Source organism: Mycolicibacillus koreensis, from assembly GCF_002104795.1.
Lineage (GTDB): Bacteria > Actinomycetota > Actinomycetes > Mycobacteriales > Mycobacteriaceae > Mycobacterium > Mycobacterium koreense.
The window spans coordinates 62,896-84,502 of record NZ_NCXO01000013.1 but is presented as its reverse complement, the minus strand read 5'-3'; the positions used below and the strand labels follow the sequence as shown (position 1 = coordinate 84,502).

At 66.8% G+C, this 21,607-nt stretch carries 18 protein-coding genes, 1 tRNA gene and 1 other RNA gene; 14 read left to right on the top strand and 6 right to left on the bottom strand.

Annotated elements, in window-relative coordinates; all coding sequences use genetic code 11:
• Nucleotides 1–189 precede the first annotated feature (189 nt).
• The 8 genes from ftsE (at nt 190) to B8W67_RS08270 (ending at nt 6,389) form a co-directional block, all read left to right on the top strand.
• A complete protein-coding gene (ftsE, locus tag B8W67_RS08305; RefSeq protein WP_069392232.1) occupies nt 190–879 on the top strand; it encodes a cell division ATP-binding protein FtsE in 690 nt (229 codons plus the stop codon).
• Nucleotides 880–1,773 carry a permease-like cell division protein FtsX gene (ftsX, locus tag B8W67_RS08300; protein WP_085303381.1) on the top strand — a complete coding sequence of 298 codons (894 nt, stop codon included), beginning with the start codon at nt 880–882 and terminating at the stop codon, nt 1,771–1,773.
• Nucleotide 1,774: 1 nt separating this feature from the next.
• Nucleotides 1,775–2,284: an SsrA-binding protein SmpB gene (gene smpB / locus B8W67_RS08295; protein ID WP_069392230.1), complete on the top strand. Its 510-nt coding sequence runs from the start codon at nt 1,775–1,777 to the stop codon at nt 2,282–2,284.
• Nucleotides 2,281–3,129, top strand: coding sequence for a DMT family transporter (locus B8W67_RS08290; RefSeq protein WP_174254774.1), 849 nt, complete (start codon nt 2,281–2,283; stop codon nt 3,127–3,129). Before smpB ends, B8W67_RS08290 begins: the two co-directional genes overlap by 4 nt.
• A 114-nt stretch (nt 3,130–3,243) precedes the next feature.
• Nucleotides 3,244–3,612: a transfer-messenger RNA gene (gene ssrA, locus B8W67_RS08285) on the top strand.
• 200 nt (nt 3,613–3,812) lie between these two features.
• Entirely contained in the window at nt 3,813–4,418 is a 606-nt protein-coding gene (locus B8W67_RS08280) for a heme-binding beta-barrel domain-containing protein (protein WP_069392228.1), read from the top strand.
• Nucleotides 4,419–4,482: 64 nt separating this feature from the next.
• Nucleotides 4,483–5,961: a cobyric acid synthase gene (locus B8W67_RS08275; protein WP_085303379.1), complete on the top strand. Its 1,479-nt coding sequence runs from the start codon at nt 4,483–4,485 to the stop codon at nt 5,959–5,961.
• A gap of 62 nt (nt 5,962–6,023) precedes the next feature.
• A complete protein-coding gene (locus B8W67_RS08270; RefSeq protein ID WP_234806699.1) occupies nt 6,024–6,389 on the top strand; it encodes a DUF488 domain-containing protein in 366 nt (121 codons plus the stop codon).
• Here the strand turns inward: B8W67_RS08270 and B8W67_RS08265 are convergent, their stop codons facing one another.
• From B8W67_RS08265 to crcB (B8W67_RS08255), 3 genes are all read right to left on the bottom strand, one after another.
• Entirely contained in the window at nt 6,390–6,899 is a 510-nt protein-coding gene (locus B8W67_RS08265) for a hypothetical protein (RefSeq protein ID WP_085303376.1), read from the bottom strand.
• A 114-nt stretch (nt 6,900–7,013) separates the two neighbouring features.
• On the bottom strand, nt 7,014–7,379 hold the full coding sequence (crcB, locus tag B8W67_RS08260; RefSeq protein ID WP_085303375.1) for a fluoride efflux transporter CrcB: 366 nt from the start codon (nt 7,377–7,379) through the stop codon (nt 7,014–7,016).
• Nucleotides 7,376–7,774: a fluoride efflux transporter CrcB gene (crcB, locus tag B8W67_RS08255; protein ID WP_069392225.1), complete on the bottom strand. Its 399-nt coding sequence runs from the start codon at nt 7,772–7,774 to the stop codon at nt 7,376–7,378. Before crcB (B8W67_RS08255) ends, crcB (B8W67_RS08260) begins: the two co-directional genes overlap by 4 nt.
• Before the next feature lie 61 nt (nt 7,775–7,835).
• Here crcB (B8W67_RS08255) and pgm point away from each other — a divergent pair, with 61 nt between their 5' ends.
• The 3 genes from pgm to B8W67_RS08240 all read left to right on the top strand — a co-directional run bounded on the left by pgm (nt 7,836) and on the right by B8W67_RS08240 (nt 10,867).
• Nucleotides 7,836–9,479, top strand: a complete 1,644-nt coding sequence (gene pgm, locus B8W67_RS08250) for a phosphoglucomutase (alpha-D-glucose-1,6-bisphosphate-dependent) (protein WP_085303374.1) — start codon at nt 7,836–7,838, stop codon at nt 9,477–9,479.
• Complete coding sequence (locus B8W67_RS08245; protein ID WP_234806698.1) at nt 9,476–10,741, top strand: MFS transporter; 1,266 nt, start codon at nt 9,476–9,478, stop codon at nt 10,739–10,741. Before pgm ends, B8W67_RS08245 begins: the two co-directional genes overlap by 4 nt.
• 53 nt (nt 10,742–10,794) lie before the next feature.
• Nucleotides 10,795–10,867: transfer RNA gene (locus B8W67_RS08240), tRNA-Ala, on the top strand.
• A gap of 68 nt (nt 10,868–10,935) precedes the next feature.
• Here the strand turns inward: B8W67_RS08240 and B8W67_RS08235 are convergent.
• Together B8W67_RS08235 and B8W67_RS08230 are read right to left on the bottom strand one after the other, a co-directional pair.
• Entirely contained in the window at nt 10,936–12,135 is a 1,200-nt protein-coding gene (locus B8W67_RS08235) for a site-specific integrase (RefSeq protein WP_085303373.1), read from the bottom strand.
• Nucleotides 12,136–12,137: 2 nt separating this feature from the next.
• Nucleotides 12,138–12,695, bottom strand: a complete 558-nt coding sequence (locus B8W67_RS08230) for a hypothetical protein (RefSeq protein WP_085303372.1) — start codon at nt 12,693–12,695, stop codon at nt 12,138–12,140.
• Nucleotides 12,696–12,764: 69 nt separating this feature from the next.
• Between B8W67_RS08230 and B8W67_RS08225 the strand changes: the two genes are divergently transcribed.
• From B8W67_RS08225 to B8W67_RS08215, 3 genes are all read left to right on the top strand, one after another.
• A complete protein-coding gene (locus B8W67_RS08225; RefSeq protein WP_085303387.1) occupies nt 12,765–12,983 on the top strand; it encodes a helix-turn-helix domain-containing protein in 219 nt (72 codons plus the stop codon).
• A 65-nt stretch (nt 12,984–13,048) separates the two neighbouring features.
• Nucleotides 13,049–15,676: a phage/plasmid primase, P4 family gene (locus B8W67_RS08220; protein WP_085303371.1), complete on the top strand. Its 2,628-nt coding sequence runs from the start codon at nt 13,049–13,051 to the stop codon at nt 15,674–15,676.
• A gap of 253 nt (nt 15,677–15,929) precedes the next feature.
• The gene (locus B8W67_RS08215) at nt 15,930–16,538 is read left to right on the top strand and encodes a hypothetical protein (RefSeq protein ID WP_133056079.1); all 609 of its coding nucleotides are present in this window, start codon (nt 15,930–15,932) and stop codon (nt 16,536–16,538) included.
• 22 nt (nt 16,539–16,560) lie between these two features.
• Here the strand turns inward: B8W67_RS08215 and B8W67_RS08210 are convergent, their stop codons facing one another.
• Nucleotides 16,561–21,441, bottom strand: a complete 4,881-nt coding sequence (locus B8W67_RS08210; RefSeq protein WP_085303369.1) for a DEAD/DEAH box helicase — start codon at nt 21,439–21,441, stop codon at nt 16,561–16,563.
• Between the last annotated feature and the right edge of the window lie 166 nt (nt 21,442–21,607).

The window sequence follows — 21,607 nt, the reverse complement described above, 5'->3', positions numbered from 1 at the left end:
CCCGCCGTTCCCGCCGCCGTTCCCGCCGCCGACCTCCGAGCCGCCGGCGCTCCCGCCGGGAATGCCCGGACCGGCGGGTCCGGCGCCGGAGAATGCCACCACCGCCGGGCCCGGACCCGCGGTCCCGCCGCCCCCGGCGGGCTAGCTTGACCGGCGGCGGGCCTCGCCGCGGTTACACTGCGTGCCGTGATGATCACGCTCGACCATGTCAGCAAGCAGTACAAGACGTCGGCCCGTCCGGCCCTCGATGACGTCAGCGTCAAAATCGACAAGGGCGAGTTCGTGTTCCTCATCGGACCGTCCGGGTCGGGCAAGTCGACGTTCATGCGGCTGCTGCTGGCCGCCGAACGGCCCACCACCGGCGACATCCGGGTGTCGAAGTTCCACGTCAACAAGCTCTCTGGCCGACACATCCCGGCGTTGCGGCAGGTCATGGGCTGTGTCTTCCAGGATTTCCGGCTGCTGCAGCAAAAGACCGTGTTCGACAATGTTGCGTTCGCCCTGGAGGTCATCGGCAAACGCACCGACACCATCAACCGGGTGGTTCCGGAGGTGTTGGAGATGGTCGGCTTGTCCGGGAAGGCCAGCCGGCTGCCCGACGAGCTCTCCGGTGGTGAGCAACAACGGGTCGCGATCGCGCGGGCGTTCGTCAACCGGCCTCTGGTGCTGCTCGCCGACGAGCCCACCGGCAACCTCGACCCCGAGACCAGCAACGACATCATGGACCTGTTAGGCCGGATCAACCGCACCGGCACGACCGTGTTGATGGCCACCCACGACCACCACATCGTCGACTCGATGCGACGTCGGGTGGTGCAGCTCGCCCTGGGCCGGCTGGTGCGCGACGAGCAACGCGGTGTCTACGGAATGGATCGATAAGTGCGCTTTGGATTCCTGTTCAGCGAGGTCCTCACCGGCCTGCGCCGCAACGTGACCATGACGGTCGCGATGATCTTGACCACCGCGATCTCGATCGGATTGTTCGGCGGCGGTCTGCTGGTGATCCGGCTGGCCGACCATTCGCGAGCCATCTACCTCGACCGCGTCGAATCGCAGGTCTTTTTGACCAAGGACCAATCGACCCAAGACCCCGACTGCAAAAACGAGCTGTGCACGGCGCTGCGCGAGGCGATCAACTCCCGTGACGACGTCAAGTCGGTGCGCTACCTCACCCCTGACGACGCCTACGAGGATGCGATCCGCAAAATTCCCCAGTTCAAGGAGGTGGCCAGCCGAGACGCGTTCCCGGCGTCGTTCATCGTCAAACTGGAGAACCCCGAGGAACACAGCGCCTTCGACGAGGCGCTGCGTAACCAGCCCGGGGTGCAGGGGGTCAGAAACCAGAAGGACCTGATCGACCGGCTGTTCGCCGTGCTCGACGGCATGAGCGGTGCGGCGTTCGCGGTCGCGTTGGTGCAGGCCATCGGTGCGGTGCTGTTGATCGCCAACATGGTGCAGGTGGCCGCCTACACGCGGCGCACCGAGATCGGGATCATGCGTCTCGTCGGCGCCAGCCGCTGGTATACGCAGTTGCCATTCCTGGTGGAGGCGGTGCTGGCGGCCACCCTCGGGGTGCTGATCGCGGTGGGCGGGCTGATCATCGTGCGAGCGGCCTTCCTCGACAGAGCGCTGAGTCAGTTCTACAACGCCAACCTCATCGCCAAGATCGACTACGCCGACGTGCTCTACATCGCCCCGGTGCTGTGGCTGGTGGGTGCGGCTATGGCCGGCGCCACCGCCTATGTGACCTTGCGGCTCTACATCCGGCGCTAACGTGGCCAACAAAACGGGCAAGCGGGCTGGCAGCGGTGATCAGGCGGGCGGCAAGCAGATCATCGCCAGCAACCGCAAGGCCCGGCACCTCTACACCATCCTGGAGGTCTTCGAGGCGGGGGTGGCGTTGGTCGGCACCGAGGTGAAGAGCCTGCGGGAGGGGCACGCCTCGCTCGTCGATGCGTTCGCCACCGTCGACGACGGCGAGGTGTGGCTGCGCAACCTGCACATCCCGGAGTATCACCACGGAACCTGGACCAATCACGCCCCGCGACGCAACCGCAAACTGCTGTTGCATCGGCGTCAGATCGACACCCTGGTCGGCAAGATTCGCGACGGCAACCTCACCCTGGTGCCGCTGTCGCTGTATTTCACCGGCGGCAAGGTGAAGGTGGAGTTGGCCTTGGCGCGCGGCAAGCAGGCCCACGACAAGCGGCAGGACCTGGCGCGTCGGGACGCGCAGCGCGAGATCACCCGCGCCCTGGGCCAGCGGGCGAAGGGCATGCGCTGAACACCGCGCCGGCGTTCGCGCTGGCCTCGGCGGCCAGTTTCGGCTTCAGTGACTTCGTCGGTGGGCTGGCTTCCCGGCGGGTCGCCGCGCTGCGGGTGGTGCTGATCTCCACCCCGGTGGCGGCGATGCTGCTGGGGATCATCGCGGTGGCCGCCGGTGGCGAGATCACCACCGAGGCGGTGCTGTGGGGCGCGTTGGGCGGGATCACTCAGGCGTTGGGGATCTGGTGGTTCTACGCGGCGTTGAGCGCTGGACCGATTGCGGTGATCTCCCCGGTGTCGGCCACCGTGGACGCCTCGGTTCCGGTCGCGGTGGGCCTGGGTCTGGGGGAGCGCCCGGGCGCGGTTGCGGCCGCCGGAATCGCGCTGGCCCTGGCCGCGGTGGTGCTGATCAGCCGGGAGGCCGGGGAGAGCGAACCCCGCCCGCATTGGCTGACCGGCAAGGTGGCGTGGCTCACCGTGGGGTCCGGGCTGGCGTTGGGATTGAACTTCGTGTGCATGGACCAGACCCCGGCACAGTCGCGGCTGTGGCCGCTGCTGTTCGCCCGGATCGCGGCCAGCATCTTGGTCATCGTGCTCGCGGCCGCCAGTCGCAACCTGAGCGCGCCGCGCGGGACGCCGCTGCGACTGGCGTTGCTGATCGCGGTCCTCGACACCGTCGCCAACGTCACCATGCTGGTGGCGTTGCACAAGGCGCTGTTGTCGCTGGCCAGCGTGCTGATCTCGCTGTACCCGGCGGTCACGGTGGTCCTGGCGATCGTGCTGCTGCGCGAGCGCGTGCACCGCTGGCAGGTCGCCGGCATGGTCCTGGCGATGGTCGCGGTGACCATGATCACCGTGGGGTGAGCAGACCGGACGGGGTTCCCCGACGGGCGTGGAACATTCAGCGGTGACGCGACGTTACCCACCACGTACGATGTAACTGTCCTGCCGATGGTCGGCGGGCGACCACACAGACAGGGGGCTGAACGGTTTCGACTTCGTGCTTCGAATCAAGGGAAGCGTGCCGGTGCAGGCAAGAGACCACCGTAAGCGTCGTTGCAACCAATTAAGCGCCGATTCTCATCAGCGCGACTACGCTCTCGCTGCCTAAGCGACAGCTAGTCTGTCAGACCGGGAACGCCCTCGACCCGGACCCTGGCATCATCTAGAGGGATCAACCGATACGTTCGGTCGCGGGACGTGTCGGGACACCAAACAGCGACTGGGATCGTCATCCCGGCTGGTTCGCGTGACCGGGAGATCCGAGTAGAGACCTAGCGAACTGCGCACGGAGAAGCCTTGAGGGCAGGCCGGAGGACCCGGGTTCAATTCCCGGCAGCTCCACCGTTTGAAAGGGCCGCGCATGCGGCCCTTTCGCCTTTTTCGCACCGAATAAGACGGCGGGCCGGGCCGAGCGGGTCTACCATTCGGCACGGTGCCGCGTGCGATGGGTGCGCCTCGGCCGTCTCCTGAGCGGTGCTTGATCACGCGGTGAGGAGACCGCAGCGACACGACGTTGTCGGTGACGAGTGTGAGGAGCTATCGCCATGACCGAAATCCTGGGCCCGCAAAAGCTCGGCCCGCTGACCCCGCTGGTGGGGGAGTGGGAAGGCGACGTCGGTGTCGATTTCTCGTTTCACAACAAAGACGGCGGCACCGCCGAGACGAGCTATTTCGAGAGAGCGTGGTTCAAACCGATCCCGATCCAGGAGAACGGAAACCAGACCATCGAAGGTCTCAAATACGAGATGACCGCCTGGCGCCACGGCGAGGAGGCGATGGACCCGTTCCACGACGAGGTGGGATACCTGTTGTGGGAGAAGAAAACCGGCGTGGTCCTGCGCACCGTCGTGTTCGGCCGCGGCATCGCGATCCAGGCCGGCGGGCATGCCGAGCCGCGCGACAAAAAGATCGAGTTCACAGCGACCCCCGGCGACGCGAACTACGGCATCCTGCAGAACGAGTACCTGTCCGAGCGCGCCGAGCTGATCGGCTTTCAGGGCAGTTTCACCTTCAACGACGACGGGTCGTTCAGTTACGACCAGACCTTGACGCTGAAGCTGGCCGCCATGGGCGGTGAACAGATGACCCACACCGACCGCAACACGCTGCAGCGGGTCAAACGCTTCCACCCCGGTTCCCAGTACGCCTGAACCCGCGGGGCGATCCTCCGGCGGCCCCGGCGGTCATGGTTGTGTTGGCCGTGAGGAGGCACCGATGGCGGGACTGCTGATCGCCGGCACCACCAGTGATGCCGGCAAAACCGTGGTGACCACGGGACTGTGCCGGGCGTTGGCCCGTCGCGGTGTCCGCGTCGCGCCGTTCAAGGCGCAGAACATGTCGAACAACTCGATGGTCTGCCTCGACCCCGATGGGCGCGCAGGGGAAATCGGACGCGCCCAATGGATTCAGGCCCAGGCCGCTCGTGCCACCCCGGAGGTGGCGATGAACCCGGTGCTGCTCAAGCCGGGCTCGGACCGACGCAGCCACGTCGTCCTGCTGGGACAGCCCTGGGGGCAGCTGTCGGCCACCGACTGGCGCACGGGCCGTCGCGCACTCGCCGAGGCCGCCCACGCCGCCTACGACGACCTCACCACCCGCTATGACGTGATCGTCGCCGAGGGTGCGGGCAGTCCCACCGAAATCAACCTGCGCAACGGCGACTACGTCAACATGGGCCTGGCCCGCCACGCCAGCCTGCCGACCGTGGTGGTCGGCGACATCGACCGGGGCGGGGTGTTCGCCGCGTTCTTCGGCACGGTCGCGCTGCTGGAAGCCGCCGACCAGGAGTTGGTGAGCGGATTCGTCGTCAACAAGTTCCGCGGTGAGCCCCGACTGCTGGAGCCCGCCCTGACCGGGGTGGCTCAGGTGACCGGCCGCCGTGTCTTCGGCACCCTGCCGTGGCATCCCGACCTCTGGCTGGACTCCGAGGACGCACTGGATCTGGGCGCCCGGGGCGCCGCCCACGACGGCGCCCGGCGGGTCGCCGTGGTGCGGCTGCCGCGGATCAGCAACTTCACCGACGTCGACGCCCTCGGGATCGAACCCGAGCTCCACGTGGTGTTCGTCTCCGACCCGCGCGCGCTGGCCGACGCGGACCTCATCGTGGTGCCCGGCACCCGCGCCACCGTCGCCGACCTGGCGTGGCTGCGCTCCCGCGGCCTCGACACCGCCATCGCGGCGCACGCCGCGGCCGGCAGACCGGTGCTCGGGATCTGTGGTGGTTTCCAGATGCTGGGGACCCGCATCGCCGACCGCGACGCGGTGGAGGGCCCGGCCACGACCGTGCCCGGGCTCGGCCTGCTCGACGTGACCACCACGTTCACCGCCGCCAAGACGTTGGGCCGCCCACGCGGTGCCGCGCTGGGTACATCGGTGACCGGCTACGAGATCCACCACGGTCAGGTGTCCCTCGGCGACGGCGTCACCGCGTTCCCCGGCGGGGCGCGCCGCGGGGCGGTGCTGGGCACCCTGTGGCACGGCTGTCTGGAAGACGACGCATTTCGCAGCGCCCTGCTGCGCGACATCCTCGGGATGACCGGTACGCGCGTCTCGTTCGCCGCCGCCCGCGAGCACCGCCTGGAGGTGCTGGCCGATCTGGTCGAGGCCCATCTCGACGTCGACGCCCTGCTGGATTTGGCCCACCGCGGAGCGCCGCCGGGGCTGCCGTTTCTGCCGCCGGGCGCACCGGGCTGAGCGCCGACTGCGCCGGGTCGCCGTCGACGGCCGATCCTGGCCGATCGGACTAGGCTGGGATGGTGAGCAATAACGACCACGTACGGTTCGCGCGGGTCTACGACGACCCCAGCCCCGAGGACGGGCAGCGCATCCTGGTGGATCGGGTCTGGCCGCGCGGCTTCCGCAAGGACGATCCGCGCGTCGGCCATTGGTTCAAAGACGCCGCGCCGTCGAATGATCTGCGGCACTGGTACAACCATCAGCCGGAGCGCTTCGAGGAGTTCGTGCGCCGCTACGAACAGGAGCTGGCGAGCCCGCAGGGGCAGGCGGCCCTCGATGAGCTTCGTGCGATGCCCCAGGGAAAGACCGTCACCCTCGTCACCGCCACCCGCGACGTCGACGGCAGCCAAGCCGCAGTGCTGGCCCGCCTGCTCACCGCATCCTGATCAGGTGGCCCCGACGGTGGTGATCACCAATCCGATCGGGATGCTGACGACCAACACCGTGACCACCCCCCGATACAGGTGCAGAGCCCACCCGCGGCGATCACTGCGACGCACCCCGACCAAGAACAGCACCAGCGCCACCAGCAACAGCACCGACCCGGCGTTGAGCACCGCGACCCGGTCGGTGAGAACCCCGGCGAGCACACCCACATTCGCCAGGTTGAACACCACCGCGGCGGTCCACACCGCCTTACGGGTGGGCGGGGTCGCCGCCAGCAGGGCCTGACCCGCCCCGAGGGCGATCTGGCACAGCCCCACCACCAGCACGAGGTAGGCCACCGACCAGACCCCGTGGCGGGTGGGGGTCGGTGCGGCGATCGCCGCCGCCACGATGCCGCCGGCGAGCACGCTCAGCGCACCGGCCACCGCGAACGGTGCGACGGTGGCGCGCCGCGCCCACAGCCGCTGCAGCCATCCCGGAGACGGGTCGATCTCACCGGACGTCGACATCGTCGGTCACGCCTTTCGCTGGTGCTCCGGCCACCGGTCGTCGTGGCACGCTCTGGTCAGACCAACTGCCGTCGGCGGCGCCGTTCTTCCCCGGCGCCCATACTGCGGCCCACCTCACAGCGACCCGCCGAGGAACTGGCCCGCCAGCGCCGCGGCCAGCCCGGCGACGATGCTGATCACGATGTTGGCGGCGGCCGGCAGCCGCTGATGCTCCTCGGCGAGGCGCTGGGTCTCCAGCATCCAGGTGGAGAACGTGGTGTAGGACCCGACCAGCGCGGTGCCGGCCAGCAGGCTCCACTGCGGGCTCAACGCCAGCCCGCTGATCAGCCCCAACACCAGTGAGCCGGTCACGTTGACCACCAGCGTGCCGAACGGGAACCCGCGCCCGCGCGCCATCCGGCGCGCCACCGCCCGGTCGACGAGGAACCGCAGCACCGCGCCCAGCCCGCCGGCCACCATCACCGCCGCCCACAGCATCATCGGCGCACCCGCACCCGACGTACCGCCACGGTGGCCAGGTGCACCGCAGCCAAACCGGCGCTCACCGATGCGGTGAGATAGCCGACCGCCAGCGTCCACTGGTGGTGCTCGAGCATGTGCAGCGTCTCGACCTGCATGGTGGAAAACGTGGTCAACCCGCCGCACAGGCCGGTGCCCAGCAGCGGCCGGCGGTAGTTCGACACCGGAAGCCGCTCCAGCAGTCGGGTGGTGAAGTACCCCAGCAGCAGCGCGCCGAGAATATTGACCGCGAACGTGGTCCACGGCCAGCGGGTGGGATCGGGATCGACGACGGTTTCCAGCACGGCGCGTGCGGTGGCCCCCAGGGCGCCGCCGGCGAACACGGCCGCCAACTCGCGCCGGTCATGTCCCCACACTGCTCGCCTTCCGTTGTCGCGTCTGGCCCGGCCGGAGCCGGATGTGTCGCAGAATGAAACCATGGTGGTCCATCCGCGGGCCGGTCAGCCGGCTGCACCCGATGATCTCGTCGACCTGGCTCACCTGGTGACGTGTTATTACACCAGGGAGCCCGACGTCACCGATCCCGACCAGCAGGTGTCCTTCGGCACCTCCGGGCATCGCGGTTCGGCACTCGACGCCGCGTTCAACCAGCACCACATCTGGGCCATCACCCAGGCCATCGTGGAATACCGCGACGCCGCCGGGATCACCGGGCCGTTGTTCATCGGCCGCGACACCCACGGGCTGTCCGAACCGGCCTGGGTCTCGGCCCTGGAGGTGCTGGCCGCCAACGATGTCACCACCGTGATCGATGCGGCGGGGCGCTACACCCCCACACCGGCGATCAGCCACGCCATAGTGACCCACAATCGTCGCGTCGGGCGCAATGGCACGCCGAGCGCCGACGGAATCGTGGTCACCCCGTCGCACAATCCGCCGCGCGACGGCGGCTTCAAATACAACCCCCCACATGGCGGACCCGCCGACACGGAGGTGACCGATGCGATAGCTCGGCGCGCCAACGAGATCCTGCGTGACCGATGCCGTGCGGTGAAGCGGGTGCCGCTGTCGCGGGCGTTGTCCGCGGCCGGTCGCTATGACTTCCTGGCCAGTTACGTCGACGATCTCGCGAACATTGTTGATCTGGAGGCGATCCGAGCAGCCGGGGTGACCATCGGCGCTGACCCGATGGGCGGGGCGAGCGTCGACTACTGGGCGGCTATCGCGCAACGGCATCGACTGGATCTGCAGGTGGTCAACTCGGAGGTCGACGCGACGTGGCGTTTCATGACCCTCGACACCGACGGGCAGATCCGAATGGATTGCAGCTCACCGGATGCGATGGCCTCCCTGATCGCGCATCGGGACAGCTATCAGATCGCCACCGGAAACGACGCCGACGCCGACCGGCACGGCATCGTCACCCCCGATGCGGGACTGATGAACCCCAACCATTTCCTCGCCGTCGCCATCGACTACCTGTTCACCCATCGTCGTGACTGGCCGCAGAGTCTGGCCGTCGGAAAGACGGCGGTGAGCTCCTCGATGATCGACCGGGTCGTCGCCGGGATCGGTCGACAGTTGCAGGAGGTCCCGGTCGGATTCAAATGGTTTGTTGATGGATTATCAGATGCCACAATAGGTTTCGGTGGGGAAGAATCCGCCGGCGCATCGTTTCTGCGTCGCGATGGAACAGTGTGGACCACCGACAAAGACGGCATCATCTGTGCGCTGCTGGCGGCCGAGATCCTCGCGGTCACCGAAATCAGCCCGTCGCAACGCTATCGCGAACTCACCGAACGATATGGGAACCCGGTCTACGCGCGGGTCAACGCACCGGCCGACCGGGAACAGAAAGCGAAGCTGTCCCGCCTGTCCGCCGATCAAGTAGGTGCCCATCAGTTGGCCGGAGAACCCATCACCGCGACCGCGACCACCGCCCCCGGCAACGGAGCACCGTTGGGCGGGTTGAAGGTCACTACCGCCAACGCCTGGTTCGCCGCCCGCCCGTCGGGTACGGAGGACGTGTACAAGATCTATGCCGAATCGTTCCTCGGTGCCGACCACCTGGGGCAGGTGCAGGAGGCGGCGCAGGAAGTGGTGAATAGGGTTATCGGGTGACTTCTGCGCTCCGAGGCCGCCTCGGCGCCGGGCGTCGGCAACGCCTGCCCAGCGAAATCTGGGTGCTGATCTCGGCGAACGTCATCATCGCGTTGGGATACGGCGTCGTCTCGCCGGTGCTGCCGTCCTATGCACGGCATTTCGGGGTCAGTATCGGGGCGACCACGTTCGTGGTCACGGCCTTCGCGTTGATGCGACTGGCGTTCGCCCCCGCCAGCGGCATGTTGGTGCAACGGCTGGGGGAGCGGCGGGTTTACGTCAGCGGATTGCTGATCGTCGCGGTCTCCACCGCGGCGTGCGCGATCGCCCAAAGCTACTGGCAATTGCTGCTGTTCCGGGCGATCGGCGGGATCGGTTCCACGATGTTCTTCATCTCCTCGCTGGGGCTGATGATTCGGATCAGCCCTGCTGATTCCCGTGGCCGCATCGCGGGGATGTTCACCACGGCGTTTCTGCTCGGCTCGATAGGCGGGCCGGTCTTGGGCAGCCTCACCGCGGGGTTGGGGCTGGCCGCGCCGTTTGTCATCTACGGCGCCGCGGTGCTGTCGGCGGCGCTGGTCGTCTTCGTCAACCTGCGCCATTCGCCACTGGCCGCTCCGGTCGCCGACACCGGCGGGACCACGGTGACGGTGCGCGAAGCGCTGCGCCACCGCGCCTACCGGTCGGCGCTGCTGTCGAACTTCGCCACCGGATGGTCGGTGCTGGGCCTGCGTATCGCGCTGGTGCCGCTGTTCATCACCGAGGTGCTGGGCCGGGGTCCGGGGATGGCCGGGGTGGCGCTGGCCACCATCGCCGCGGGCAACGTCTCGGCGGTCATCCCGGCCGGCTATCTCTCCGACCGCACCGGCCGGCGCTACCCGCTGATCGTCGGGTTGGCCGCCGCGGGGGTGTCGACGATCCTGCTCGGGGTGGTCTCGTCGCTGCCGCTGTTCCTGCTGGCCGCCTACCTCACCGGCGCGGCCTCGGGGATGTTCAGCGCCCCGCAGCAGGCCGCGATCGCCGACATCCTGGGTAGCGAGGCGCGGTCGGGCACCGCGGTGGCCACCTTCCAGATGATGGCCGACCTGGGGGTGATCACGGGGTCACTGGCGATCGGACAGATCGCCGAACGGTGGAGTTTCGAGGCGAGTTTCACCATCAGCGGGGTCATCTTCCTGGTGGCCGCGGCGGGCTGGGTGCTCGCCCCGGAGACCCGCGGCGGCGTCCCCGCGCCCCAAGAGGTGGGCCCGCTACGGTCACGGGGCTCCGAAGAGCTGCCGTGACCAGCCGTTTTGAACCCCGATTGTCGGTAGTGTAATTTCGATAGGCACGACTTGGGGCTATGGCGCAGTTGGTAGCGCACCACACTGGCAGTGTGGGGGTCAGGGGTTCGAATCCCCTTAGCTCCACAGAAAGAAGCCCAGGCCATTAGGTCTGGGCTTCTTTGCTGTCCGGGGTCGGCGCTGCCTTGGGTGTCCTAACTTTGTCCTACTTCTACGGAAAACACCGCCGCAGCGGCGGTCAGGCGATCGTCGGTGACCCGCCCGTACACCGCCTGCGTCATCCGCTCGGTGTGGCCGTGCCAGGACGCAACTACGTCGGCGGCGATGCCCGCGGCCCGCATCCGCGAGATGTTGGAATGACGCAGCTTGCCCAACGTGATCGGCTTCAAGCCCGCAGCCTTGCGCTGCGTGGTGAAAAGCCGGGAGTAGTCGCGGACCGGCAGCGGTGTTCCGTCCTCGCGGGACAGCAGCAGGTCGCGGTCGTCCAGCGGCTGACCGACGGCCAGCCGCTCCCGCCGATGCACCACGCGCATGGCCTTGAGCATGGACAGCTCCCGCGGTGGGATGGGCAGTTCTCGGACGCTGCGTGCTGTCTTCGGCGGCACCACCTGATCGCGCCCGTTCACGTCGACCCTGGCCTGCCGGATCGACAACATCCCCGCCTCAAGGTCCACGTCGCACCAGCGCAGCCCGCCGACTTCTTCGCGGCGCAGGCCGAGCAGGGTCAGGGCGAAGCACCCGGCGAGACGGTGAGCGGCGACGTGATCGGTGAACGCCGTCATCTGCTCGGGGGTCCAGATGTCGGCGGCGTCGGCAGCCACCACCGCCTTCTGCTCGGGTGAGTCAAGGTCGACGGCCGGGTTGACGCTGATCCACCGCATCCGGCGAGCGTGGTCCATGACCGACTTCAGCCGGACAATGGCACGGCGGCGGGTCGCCGGGGCCAGCGTCTTACCGCTGACCCCGGTCATGGTGATCGACCAGTCCGTCAGGGCGGCCGGGGTGATCTTCTGGACCTCCACCGCTCCGAACGCCCGGCGAGCGTAGGCCAGCGATTCGCGGTCGGCGCGCACCGTGTTCGGCCCGATGGACGGGTCGGCCTCGCGGACCCGCGTCCAGTGGTCGGCAACCTCGTCGAACGTTTGAGTCGACCGCGGTGCCCATGCGCCCGTGCCCCACTGCTGACGCTGCTCGGTGACCCAACGCTGCGCCTCACCCTTGGTGCGGAACACCTTGGTGGGTCGCACCTGCTTTCCGGTCACCGGGTCGGTGCCCAGCGTCGGGCGTGCCCGCCACCCCTTGCCGTTCGGCAGCTTCGTGATCGAGTTGTCGGCCCGCTCACCGCGGCGCGGCGAGGACTGGGCAGGCGCGGCTTCGGTACCAGTGATGTTCATGGCTAGTCCTCCTTGATGCTGGTGGTGGCCCAATCGCGGCGCAGGAACCCGCGACGCTTCGCCTCGGCGACCCACCTGCTGACAGTCGGCAGCGATACCGGGCCGAGGCGTTCGGCGACGTATTCGCGTGCTGGTAGCCCCATCTCGCGCGCTGCGGTGAGCAGGTTGGCGACTTGGCGGTAGTGCACATCGTCGTACTTCCCGCGTCCCGCCTGATGGTCTGGACGGATCAGCCCGGTCGGATCGTCGAAGTCTCCGGCCATCGCTACACCATGCTCGGTGAGTCCGACAAACCGTGCGGCGGCCAGCGTCAGCCGCCGCACCGGCACCTGGCGGATGGTTGTCGAGCTGATGTCGGTGTCGTCGTCGGCGATGACGTGGAGTTCTGCGAGCCGTGGGGCAGGTCCGCTGAGGTCGATGCTGACCCGGTACCGACAGGGGAAGCCAACCAGTGCCATCTCGATCAGCCCGTCGCCGCCGGGGGTGCCGGACACCCGGCGGATGCTGTCGGGGATCACGTCACCGGTGATGGCATCGGAGTCGGGGTTATCGGTGGTCACCGAAACACGATAACCAGAATAATAACGATTTGTCTAGACGATTATCACTCAATCGTGCACGCTGTGCTCATGACTACCGCACAAGACGCCGGATTGCCCGCACTGGACGAACTGCGCTGTGGGCCACCGACGCTCAGCGTTGAGCAGGCCGCGCACGCCCTCGGGGTGTCTCGTGCTTACGCCTACTCGATGGCTCGTGAAGGCCGACTCCCGGTTATCAAAGTCGGCGACCGCCGCGTGAAGGTGCCGACGGCTGCGCTGCTGCGGATGCTCAACGGCGACGACTGACCCCACTGAGAAACCGATGCCCCCGCCCTTGTGGACCGGGCGGGGGCAGGAAGGCCAAACGACCTATGGACACCACCTATCCTAGTGCCGCAGGCCGCGGGGGAGGTCTCTGCTGTGATGCGGACGAGCTGCACATCCCCGATATCGACCCTGATGATGATGTCCTGACAGCCGCGATTACCTACGCCGCCGCGGGTTGGTACGTGCTTCCGGTGCGCCGCGGCACCAAAAATCCGGGCAGTCGGGTCGGCAAAGGGTGGCATACGCAGTCCAGCCGCGACATCGAGCAGATCACCGCGTGGTTCGCCGGAACCGACGACGGGATCGCGCTGCATGTAGGTCGGTCCGGTGCGCTGGTGTTCGACGTAGACGCCCCCGACTATCTCACCGACGAGCTGACGGCCCATCTCGACGGTGCGCCGTATCAGTCGACTCGGCCAGTCACACCGGGTCGCGGCCACTATGTCTACCGGCAACCGCTCGGGCGCACCATCGGCAATAGCACCGGTGGCCTCGGCAACGGCTGGGGTGAGGTGCGCGGCCTCAACGGCGTCATCATCGTCGCACCCAGCGTCCACCCGGACGAGGACGGCGAGTATCAGTGGGAACGCACCGGCACCGTCCCGGTTCTGCCCTCTGCGCTGGCCGAAAAACTCACCGACGGTTCATCCGCCGAGGATGCGGCCACCGACACCCAGGTGACCGAGTTCCTGGCAGCACACACCCGCAGCGAACGACCGGATATCCTCGCCGGATTCGTCAAGCACTGCGCCGAGCGCATCGCCGCTGGCGAGTCCCGTCACGGCACCCTCACCGCGGTGCTCGCCGGTGCGATGAAGGAAGCACGCGCCGGGTTCTATCCCGCCCAGCTCGCCACCGACACCTTGCGGGAGCTGTTCGTCACCGCAGCGATGAAAGACCCGATCAGCTCCAAGCAGAAGCCCGCTCGTACATCTCGGCAGGCACACGCCGAGTTCAACGGTATGTTGGCGTGGGCCATCGGTCAGGCCCGCGCAGCCGACATCGACGCGATACGGCAACGGGTTGCCGAGAAGATGCCCGAAGCCGATCTGGACGTGTTATCTGTCAGCCTCGATCCTCCTACCGCCGACCTCGGCAGGGATACCGGCAACGGCCAGGATGGTGGCGACCCCAAGATGCCCGGCCAGGCGCGGTTCACCGATGCGGGGCTGGCTGAAATCGCAGCCGAGAAAGTGCTGCGCGGCAAGTTCATCCGGGCACGCGGCATCGGCTGGCATCGGTGGACCAGCACCCACTGGCAGGAATGCGGCGATGGTCCGCCCACCGAGGCGATCCGCCGGTTCGTCATGGGGCGGATACGGTTCTTCGCCAAGAAGCTCGCTGCGGACCCCGCCAACAATGATTACGACGAAGCAATCAAATCGTGGAAGCCCGTCGCCAGCCGCAACCGGATCACCTCAGTGCTCGCGCTGGCCGGGAACATGGTCGAAAACGAGCCGGACTGCCTCGACGCCGACCCCGATCTGCTCAACACGCCCGGCGGGATAGTCGATCTGCGCACCGGTGCGCTGACACCGCATGACCCGGCGAAGCTGATGACCAAGATCACCAAGGGGTCGTACCGCCTCAACGACGGTGGCACTCCGTACACCCACCCCGATGTCGAGCAAGCACTCACCGCCCTGCCCGACGACGAGCGTGCGTGGTTCCAGCGCAGGATCGGTCAGGCCATCACCGGCAGGCCGACCCCCGACGGCGTGGTGCCGGTATTGCAGGGCGGCGGCGAGAACGGCAAGTCGGCTCTGACGACGGGCGGGCTGGTGCCAGCCCTCGGCGGATACGCCACGATGGCCTCGGCGAAGCTGTTCGCCGCCACCGAGAAGGGCAGCGAGCACAGCACCGAGGTGGCCGACCTGCGAGGGCGGCGACTGGTGGTCGGTGAGGAGTTGACCGAGGGGCGTTCGCTCAACATGACCGTGCTCAAACGGATCATGGACACGCCCCGGATCAAGGCCCGGTACATCCGGCAGGACAACATCGAGTTCGCTGCCACGCACTCGCTGTTCATCACCACGAACCACCGGCCGGTGATCGCAGAGACCGATCACGGCACCTGGCGGCGACTGGCACTGGTGATCTTCCCGTACACCTACCGCAAGACCGACGACGACGTGGTGCTCGACACCGACCGGCGTGGCGACCCGCTGCTCAAGCAACGGATCGCCGACGGCGACGACGGCCAGCACGACGCCCTGGTGACCTGGGCGGTACAGGGAGCGGTCGCCTGCTACGCCGATCCGAGTACGGCGTTGCTGCCCACCGAGAAGATCGCCGCCGACACCCGCGACTGGCGGGCCGAAACCGACCGCGTACTCGGCTACTGGTGCGAGCGATTGATTCCCGACGACGGCACCGTGATCCTGGTCGAAGACCTGCTGACCGACTTCAACGACTGGCTCAGCTCGGGCGGGCACCACCCTTGGCCGGTCGAGACGTTCACTGCCCGGTTCGCCAACCACACGGAGACGCAAGGGAACAGGGTCGAGAAGCGACGTATCCGCAACCCCCGCAAGGTCTCCCACCGCTACGGGGGCGACACCGCGATCACTGGTCAGGCCCGAGTATGGGCTGGGATGCGATTCCGGCGCGCCGAGGACGAAATGGCAGCCAACGCAAAGAAAATCGACCCCCTCGCGACGGATATAGCGTAGCGAGCTGGTCGGGTGAATCCATCGCTCACCTGTGGAAATGCAGAACTGTGCCGGGTGTACCGCCCCCTTCGGTTACTCGCCGTAGCTGCTTCACGCAAGGTGTTAACGGAGAGGGCCGGCACACCCGGCACAGGGATCATCAGGCGCGTTGCCGGACGGGTCCAACCGTGTAGCGGCCCGCGGTTAGCACCCACCGGTTGGCCTCGGGGGATGCCCGGACAATCGCTGCCCGACTCGAAGGAGACCACCCATCATGCCCAGTAAGTCGAAGCGACAACCCGCCGAGCGCGAGCGCGCCCTCAAGGCCCTGGCGATGAGACGGGAAGGGTTGCCCTACCGGGTGATTGCGGAGCGATTGGACTGGGGCGACGAGTCATCGGCCCGCTACGCCGTCGCCCGGCTACTCGATCGCACCGAAGCCGAAGAAGTCGCAGAGATGCGCTACATCGAAGGCGAACGCCTCGACGAACTCCAGCGGACCCACTGGGCCGCTGCGCTGGCCGGCGATCTGGACGCCGGGAAGATGGTGCTCAAGGTGATGGAACGCCGCGCCCGCCTGTTCGGCCTGGACGCGCCGTCCAAGGTCGCCGTCGAGCAGATGACCTCGGTGGAGTTCGCCGAGCAATTCGTCGAACTGGTGGGCCGCATGGACTCCCGCATGCTGGCCGAAGCGATAGCGCAGCTTCCGGGCGGGTCTGCGGTGGCCGTGGACCTGATGCTGGCTAAGGCCGACGCTGGCACGTCGAACGGCCATCTGGTGCTCGATGCCGAAGTTGATCAGCACCAGGGCGGCACCGTGGACGCTGGACCGCTTAGCGGCCATCCTGCGGACGAGGACGACGAGCCGTGGTCGAACCTCTAGCCGGTAGCCGGTGTTCAGCTGTCTAGCTGGTGGGCGTCGTTGCGCTGAGCTGGTCGACGATCTTCATGGTCTCGACGCTAACGGTGGTGACCTTCTTGATCAGGTCCACGATGTAAGTCGGGGCGTCGTGCTCGTCGCACCAGTCGTTGGGGTCGTTGACGATGCCCGACGCCTTGTCGGTCTTCACCTGGTACCGGTCGATCAGCCAGGCCAGTGCGGACCGCGAGCCGAGCATGTACCGCTCGGCGTCCTCGGGGATACCCGCCAGGGTCACCTTGCCGTTGTAGATGATGGCCGAGTGGTCGGTCTTCGACTTCCATTTCATCTTCTCGACCCGCCACGTCTCGCGGTCCTCGGGCTTCGCGCCGGCCTTGAGTTGCACGTCAAGCAGATACGGCTCCGCGGACTCGTAGTTGACGTGCAGCTTGGCCAGCTTCCGGCCCGCATCCGCGAACTGGCTGAACCGCTCTCGGCTCTCCGGCGTCGGGATGTGCGGCAGCATCTTCTTCAGGTCCGCGGCATACTTCTCCCGGTAGGCGGGATCGTGCAGCAGGCCGTAGACGTAGTAGAAGATGTCGTCCTTGGTCACCTGGTCGCCGATCGCGTCGCGGTACAGCTTGAGGATGCCATCGGTGATGTTGTCCACCCGGCGATAGCCGTACTTGTCGACCTCGCCGCTGACGGCGGCGAAGTCCAGACCCCCGTCGTCGGATTCGGCCTTCTCGTAGGTCCAGCGAGGGAAGAACTGTGCCGTGTACGTAAAGAACGACAGGTCCGGTAGTAGATCCGTCGCCAGAGTGGCGAATTGCATGCCGTCGCGGGGTGCAAGCACGAGGATGCCGCTGTTCTCGTGGTGCGGTGTCGGGAACATCGAAGGGAGTTGGTACACCATGTCGTTCACCCGACGGTCGAAATAGGTCCACTGTCGCTGGAACGGGCGATAGGTGCCGAGGCGCACGCGGTCATCGGACCGTTCGATGACCGTGTTCTTCGCCAGGTACTGCTTGAGGCTGCGGTTCCAGCTGATCTGGCCGTCGGCGGTGAACTCGGAGTGTGCCTGTAGGAACTTGGTCACGTCCTGCTCGCTGGGTTTGCTGCCGCAAAACTCACGGTGGAACGCCGAACCGACCGCCTGATACTGGTTGACGAGTTCGGCAATATTCGCATCGAGACCGGCGCGAGAGAAGTTGTCGCACCAGGTGTCACGACCCGTCTTCAAACCTGATGAGTACGTGCCGAATACCGTCATGACACCAGGAGATTTCTTCTCACCGATCGCGGGCCATGAGCTGTAGGCACCGTCGCGCTGGTTGATCCAATCACCTTCGGCGTTCGGGCTGATGGTCTGCCAGTCCATGGCGTCGACCTGGCTCTCGTTCACGATCCGCAGCTTGTCCTCGCGGGTGAGGTAGTCACCGATGTCGCGGTAGAAGACCATGCAGGGTCCGGTGTGAGCGGCGTCCTTGATGCCGATGAAGACGGCGACCGTGGCTTGCGACCCTGCTCCGAATATCTGGCCGCCCTCCTCCTTCCAGTTCGTCTTCCGCATGTTTCCGCGCAGGTTGTAGACGTAGACCGCCGAGTAGTCGTCGGCCAGGGATAGCCGCATCCCGTCCGCGGTGTTGCCGTCGATCCAGCCGCCGTTGGACACGAACCCGACGACGCCTGCCTTCCCGATACGGTCGGTTGCCCAGCGGAAGGCACGAATATAGGAGTCGTAGAGGCTGTTCTTGTTGGTCGCGGTCGACCGTTTCGCGTAGGTGTTCTCGATTCGCCTGTCGAGTGTCGGGTACTCGACGTTGGCGTTGAGGTCGTTGGCGCTGGTCTGCCCGACCGAGTACGGCGGGTTGCCGATGATGACGTTGATGGGTGTTTCCAGCTGCGCCTCGATGCGGGCGTTGTTGTGGGGGAACATGATGCGGTCCATCGAGTCGCCCGCCTCGCTGATCTGGAAGGTGTCGGCGAGCACGATGCCCGGAAACGGCTCGTAGTCGTCGACCCCGGCGGTCTTGCCCGCAAGCGCGTGGTAGGTGGTCTCGATGTTGACCGCGGCGATGTAGTAGGCCAGCAGCATGATCTCGTTGGCGTGCAGTTCGGTCGAGTATTTGCGCTGAAGGTCTTTGGCGGTTATCAGCCCGGATTCCAGTAGCCGGGTCATGAAGGTGCCGGTGCCGGTGAACCCGTCGAGGATGTGCACGCCCTCGTCGGTCAGGCCGCGGCTGAAGTGCTTACGGGACACGGCGTCGGCGGCGCGCAGGATGAAGTCGACGATCTGGGTTGGCGTGTAGACGATGCCGAGTGCTTCGGCCTGCTTCTTGAAGCCGATGCGGAAGAACTTCTCGTACAGCTCGGCGATCACCTGCTGCTTACCTTCTGCGCTGGTGACCTCGGATGCGCGGCGGCGAACGGACTCGTAGAACCCTTCCAACTTGGCGGTCTCGGCTTCCAGCCCGGTGCCGCCGAGGGTGTCGAGCATCTTCTGCATCGTCTTGGAGATCGGGTTGTGGGAGGCGAAGTCGTGCCCGGCGAACAGCGCGTCGAACACCGGCCTGGTGATCAAGTGCTGGGCGAGCATGCTGATGGCATCGGCCTCGGTGATCGAGTCGTTGAGGTTGTCGCACAGCCCGCGCACGAACTGGCCGAACGCCTCGGCTGTCTTGGTATCCGCACCATCGAGCGAGGCGGTGATCCGGGTGACCAGGGCAGCGGCGATATCGGCCACGTCGGACGCCCACTGCTCCCAGTAGGTGCGGGTGCCGACCTTATCGACGATGCGGGCATAGATAGCTTCCTGCCAGGCCGACAGGGAGAACAGGGCCATCTGGCGCAGCGACTCGGCCTCGTCGTCGGCGGCGGTGCCATCCCCAAGGTCATCCAGCGTCGGGCCGATGTGGGCACCGAGCAGCTTGTCGGTGCCCACCCCGCCCTTCTTATTCGACTCGCTGTTGAGGGCGATCGAGTTGACCATCGCGTCGAAGCGTTCGTCGTGAGAGCGCAGCGCGTTGAGCACCTGCCAGACCACCTTGAACCGCTGGTTGTCGTCGAGTGCGGCGGACGGCTCGACGCCTTGGGGCACCGCGACCGGCAGGATGACGTAGCCGTACTCCTTGGCGTCGGCCTTGCGCATCACCCGGCCCACCGACTGCACCACGTCCACTTGGGAGTTGCGGGGGTGTAAGAACAGCACCGCGTCCAGGGCCGGTACGTCGACACCTTCGGATAGGCAGCGGGCATTGGTCAGGATGCGGCACTCGTCTTCAGCGACGACGCCTTTGAGCCAGGTCAGCTCGGCGTTGCGTTCCAGGGCGTTGTAGGTGCCGTCGACGTGGTGCACCGCGCAGGTCAGGCCGCGGTTGGTGGCCTCGACGCGCTGGCCGTCGTTCTCGTGCTCGTTGAGCAGTTCCTGGTAGCGGCTGACCACGACCGGGAACATTTCGGCGACCTGCTTGGAGCTTTTGATGTCGCGGGCGAAGGCCACCGCCCGGCGCATCGGGGTCTCACCGGGGGCGAAGCCGGTCCCGTCGGGAGCGGTGCCTGCGCGTTTCGCTAGTCCGTTCCAGCAGCCGATGAGTTTGGAGGCGTCATCGAGGCTCAGTTCGCCGTCAACGGCGGCGAACTGCTGCTGTAGCTTCGGGGCGATCACCGACTCGTCGATGGTCAGCACCAGCACCTTGTAGTCGGTGAGCAGCCCGCGCTCGACCGCATCGCCGAACGACAGCCGGTGAAACTCCGGGCCGTAGGTCAGCTCGTTGTCCATCGTCGCCAGCTCGGCCGAATGCTGGGCGGCCTTGTCCTTGACCGACTCGGCGAAGATGCGCGGCGTGGCCGTCATATACAGCCGCCGGGAGGCGTGCAGGTAGTCGGCGTCGTGGATGCGGACAAAGTTCGACTCGTCATCGCCGGCCAGCGTGACGCCGGTGGTGCGGTGGGCCTCGTCGCAGATCACCAGATCGAACTCGTCAACCCCGAGCTTCTGCGCTTCGGCCACCACCGGCAGCGACTGGTAGGTGGAGAACACCACCGTCAAACCCTTGGCGCGTTTGCGGTAGGCCATCTCGTCGGCGAGCCGCTGCGGGTCGGTGGTGACCGGGATCGGCACGTCGTGGACGTTGTAGTCCTCGACCGTCCGGGACACCTTGGTATCCGAGCAGACCGCAAACGCCCGCAAGTCCAGCTCGGTTTGCGCGGTCCAGGCCCGCAGCGTCTGGCTCAGCAACGAGATCGACGGCACCAGGAACAGGATGCGTGCTGCGCCGCCATTCTCGGCTGCGGTGCGTTCGGCGATCTTGAGGGCCGTGAAGGTCTTACCGGTGCCACACGCCATGATCAGCTTGCCGCGGTCGTTACCGGCGGCGAACCCACCGAATGCGGCGTCGATCGCCTGTTCCTGATGCGGTCGCGCCTGGTGCTTCTGGGCCGGGGCCAATTCGATGTGGAGGTCACCGGCGGGCCAGGCGATGTCCCAGTCGATCGGGGAGTCGGCGATCTCGGCCATCCCGATCCGTTGCACCGGCTTGGTCTGGCCTTCCAGGGCGTCCTCGGCGTTCTTACCCCACCGGTCGGTGGTGGAGATGATGACCCGGTTGGTGAACGGTTCCTTGCCGGACGCGGTGAAGAAGGAGTCGATGTCTTCCTTGGCGAGTCGATGGGTCGGCTCGTAGAACTTGCACTGGATCGCCGTGTAGTTACCGGTGTCGCGCTCGCGGGCCACCAGGTCGATGCCGGTATCGGTCTTGCCCTGGCGTCCGGGCCAGTCGATCCACCGCCACACCTGGTCGTACTGCTGCGACAGCATCGGGTCCAGCTGGAAGTAGCGCACCATCAGCTGCTCGAACTTCGTTCCGCGCTCGGAGTTGGACGGCGCGTCCCGGAATGCCTCGACGACCTCGTGTACAGAACCCATACCGGCTGGATATTCCTGTCTGTCCGCTGCCAAAAGTGCCATGACCATACTGCACAGACACGACAGGGGAGCGGTGCCTGAATCGCCGAGGTGCGGCGATCCGGTCGGCGTGGTACTGCGCGATGGGCGACCTACCACCTACGGGTGGTTGTGAGGTTAGCCCGTC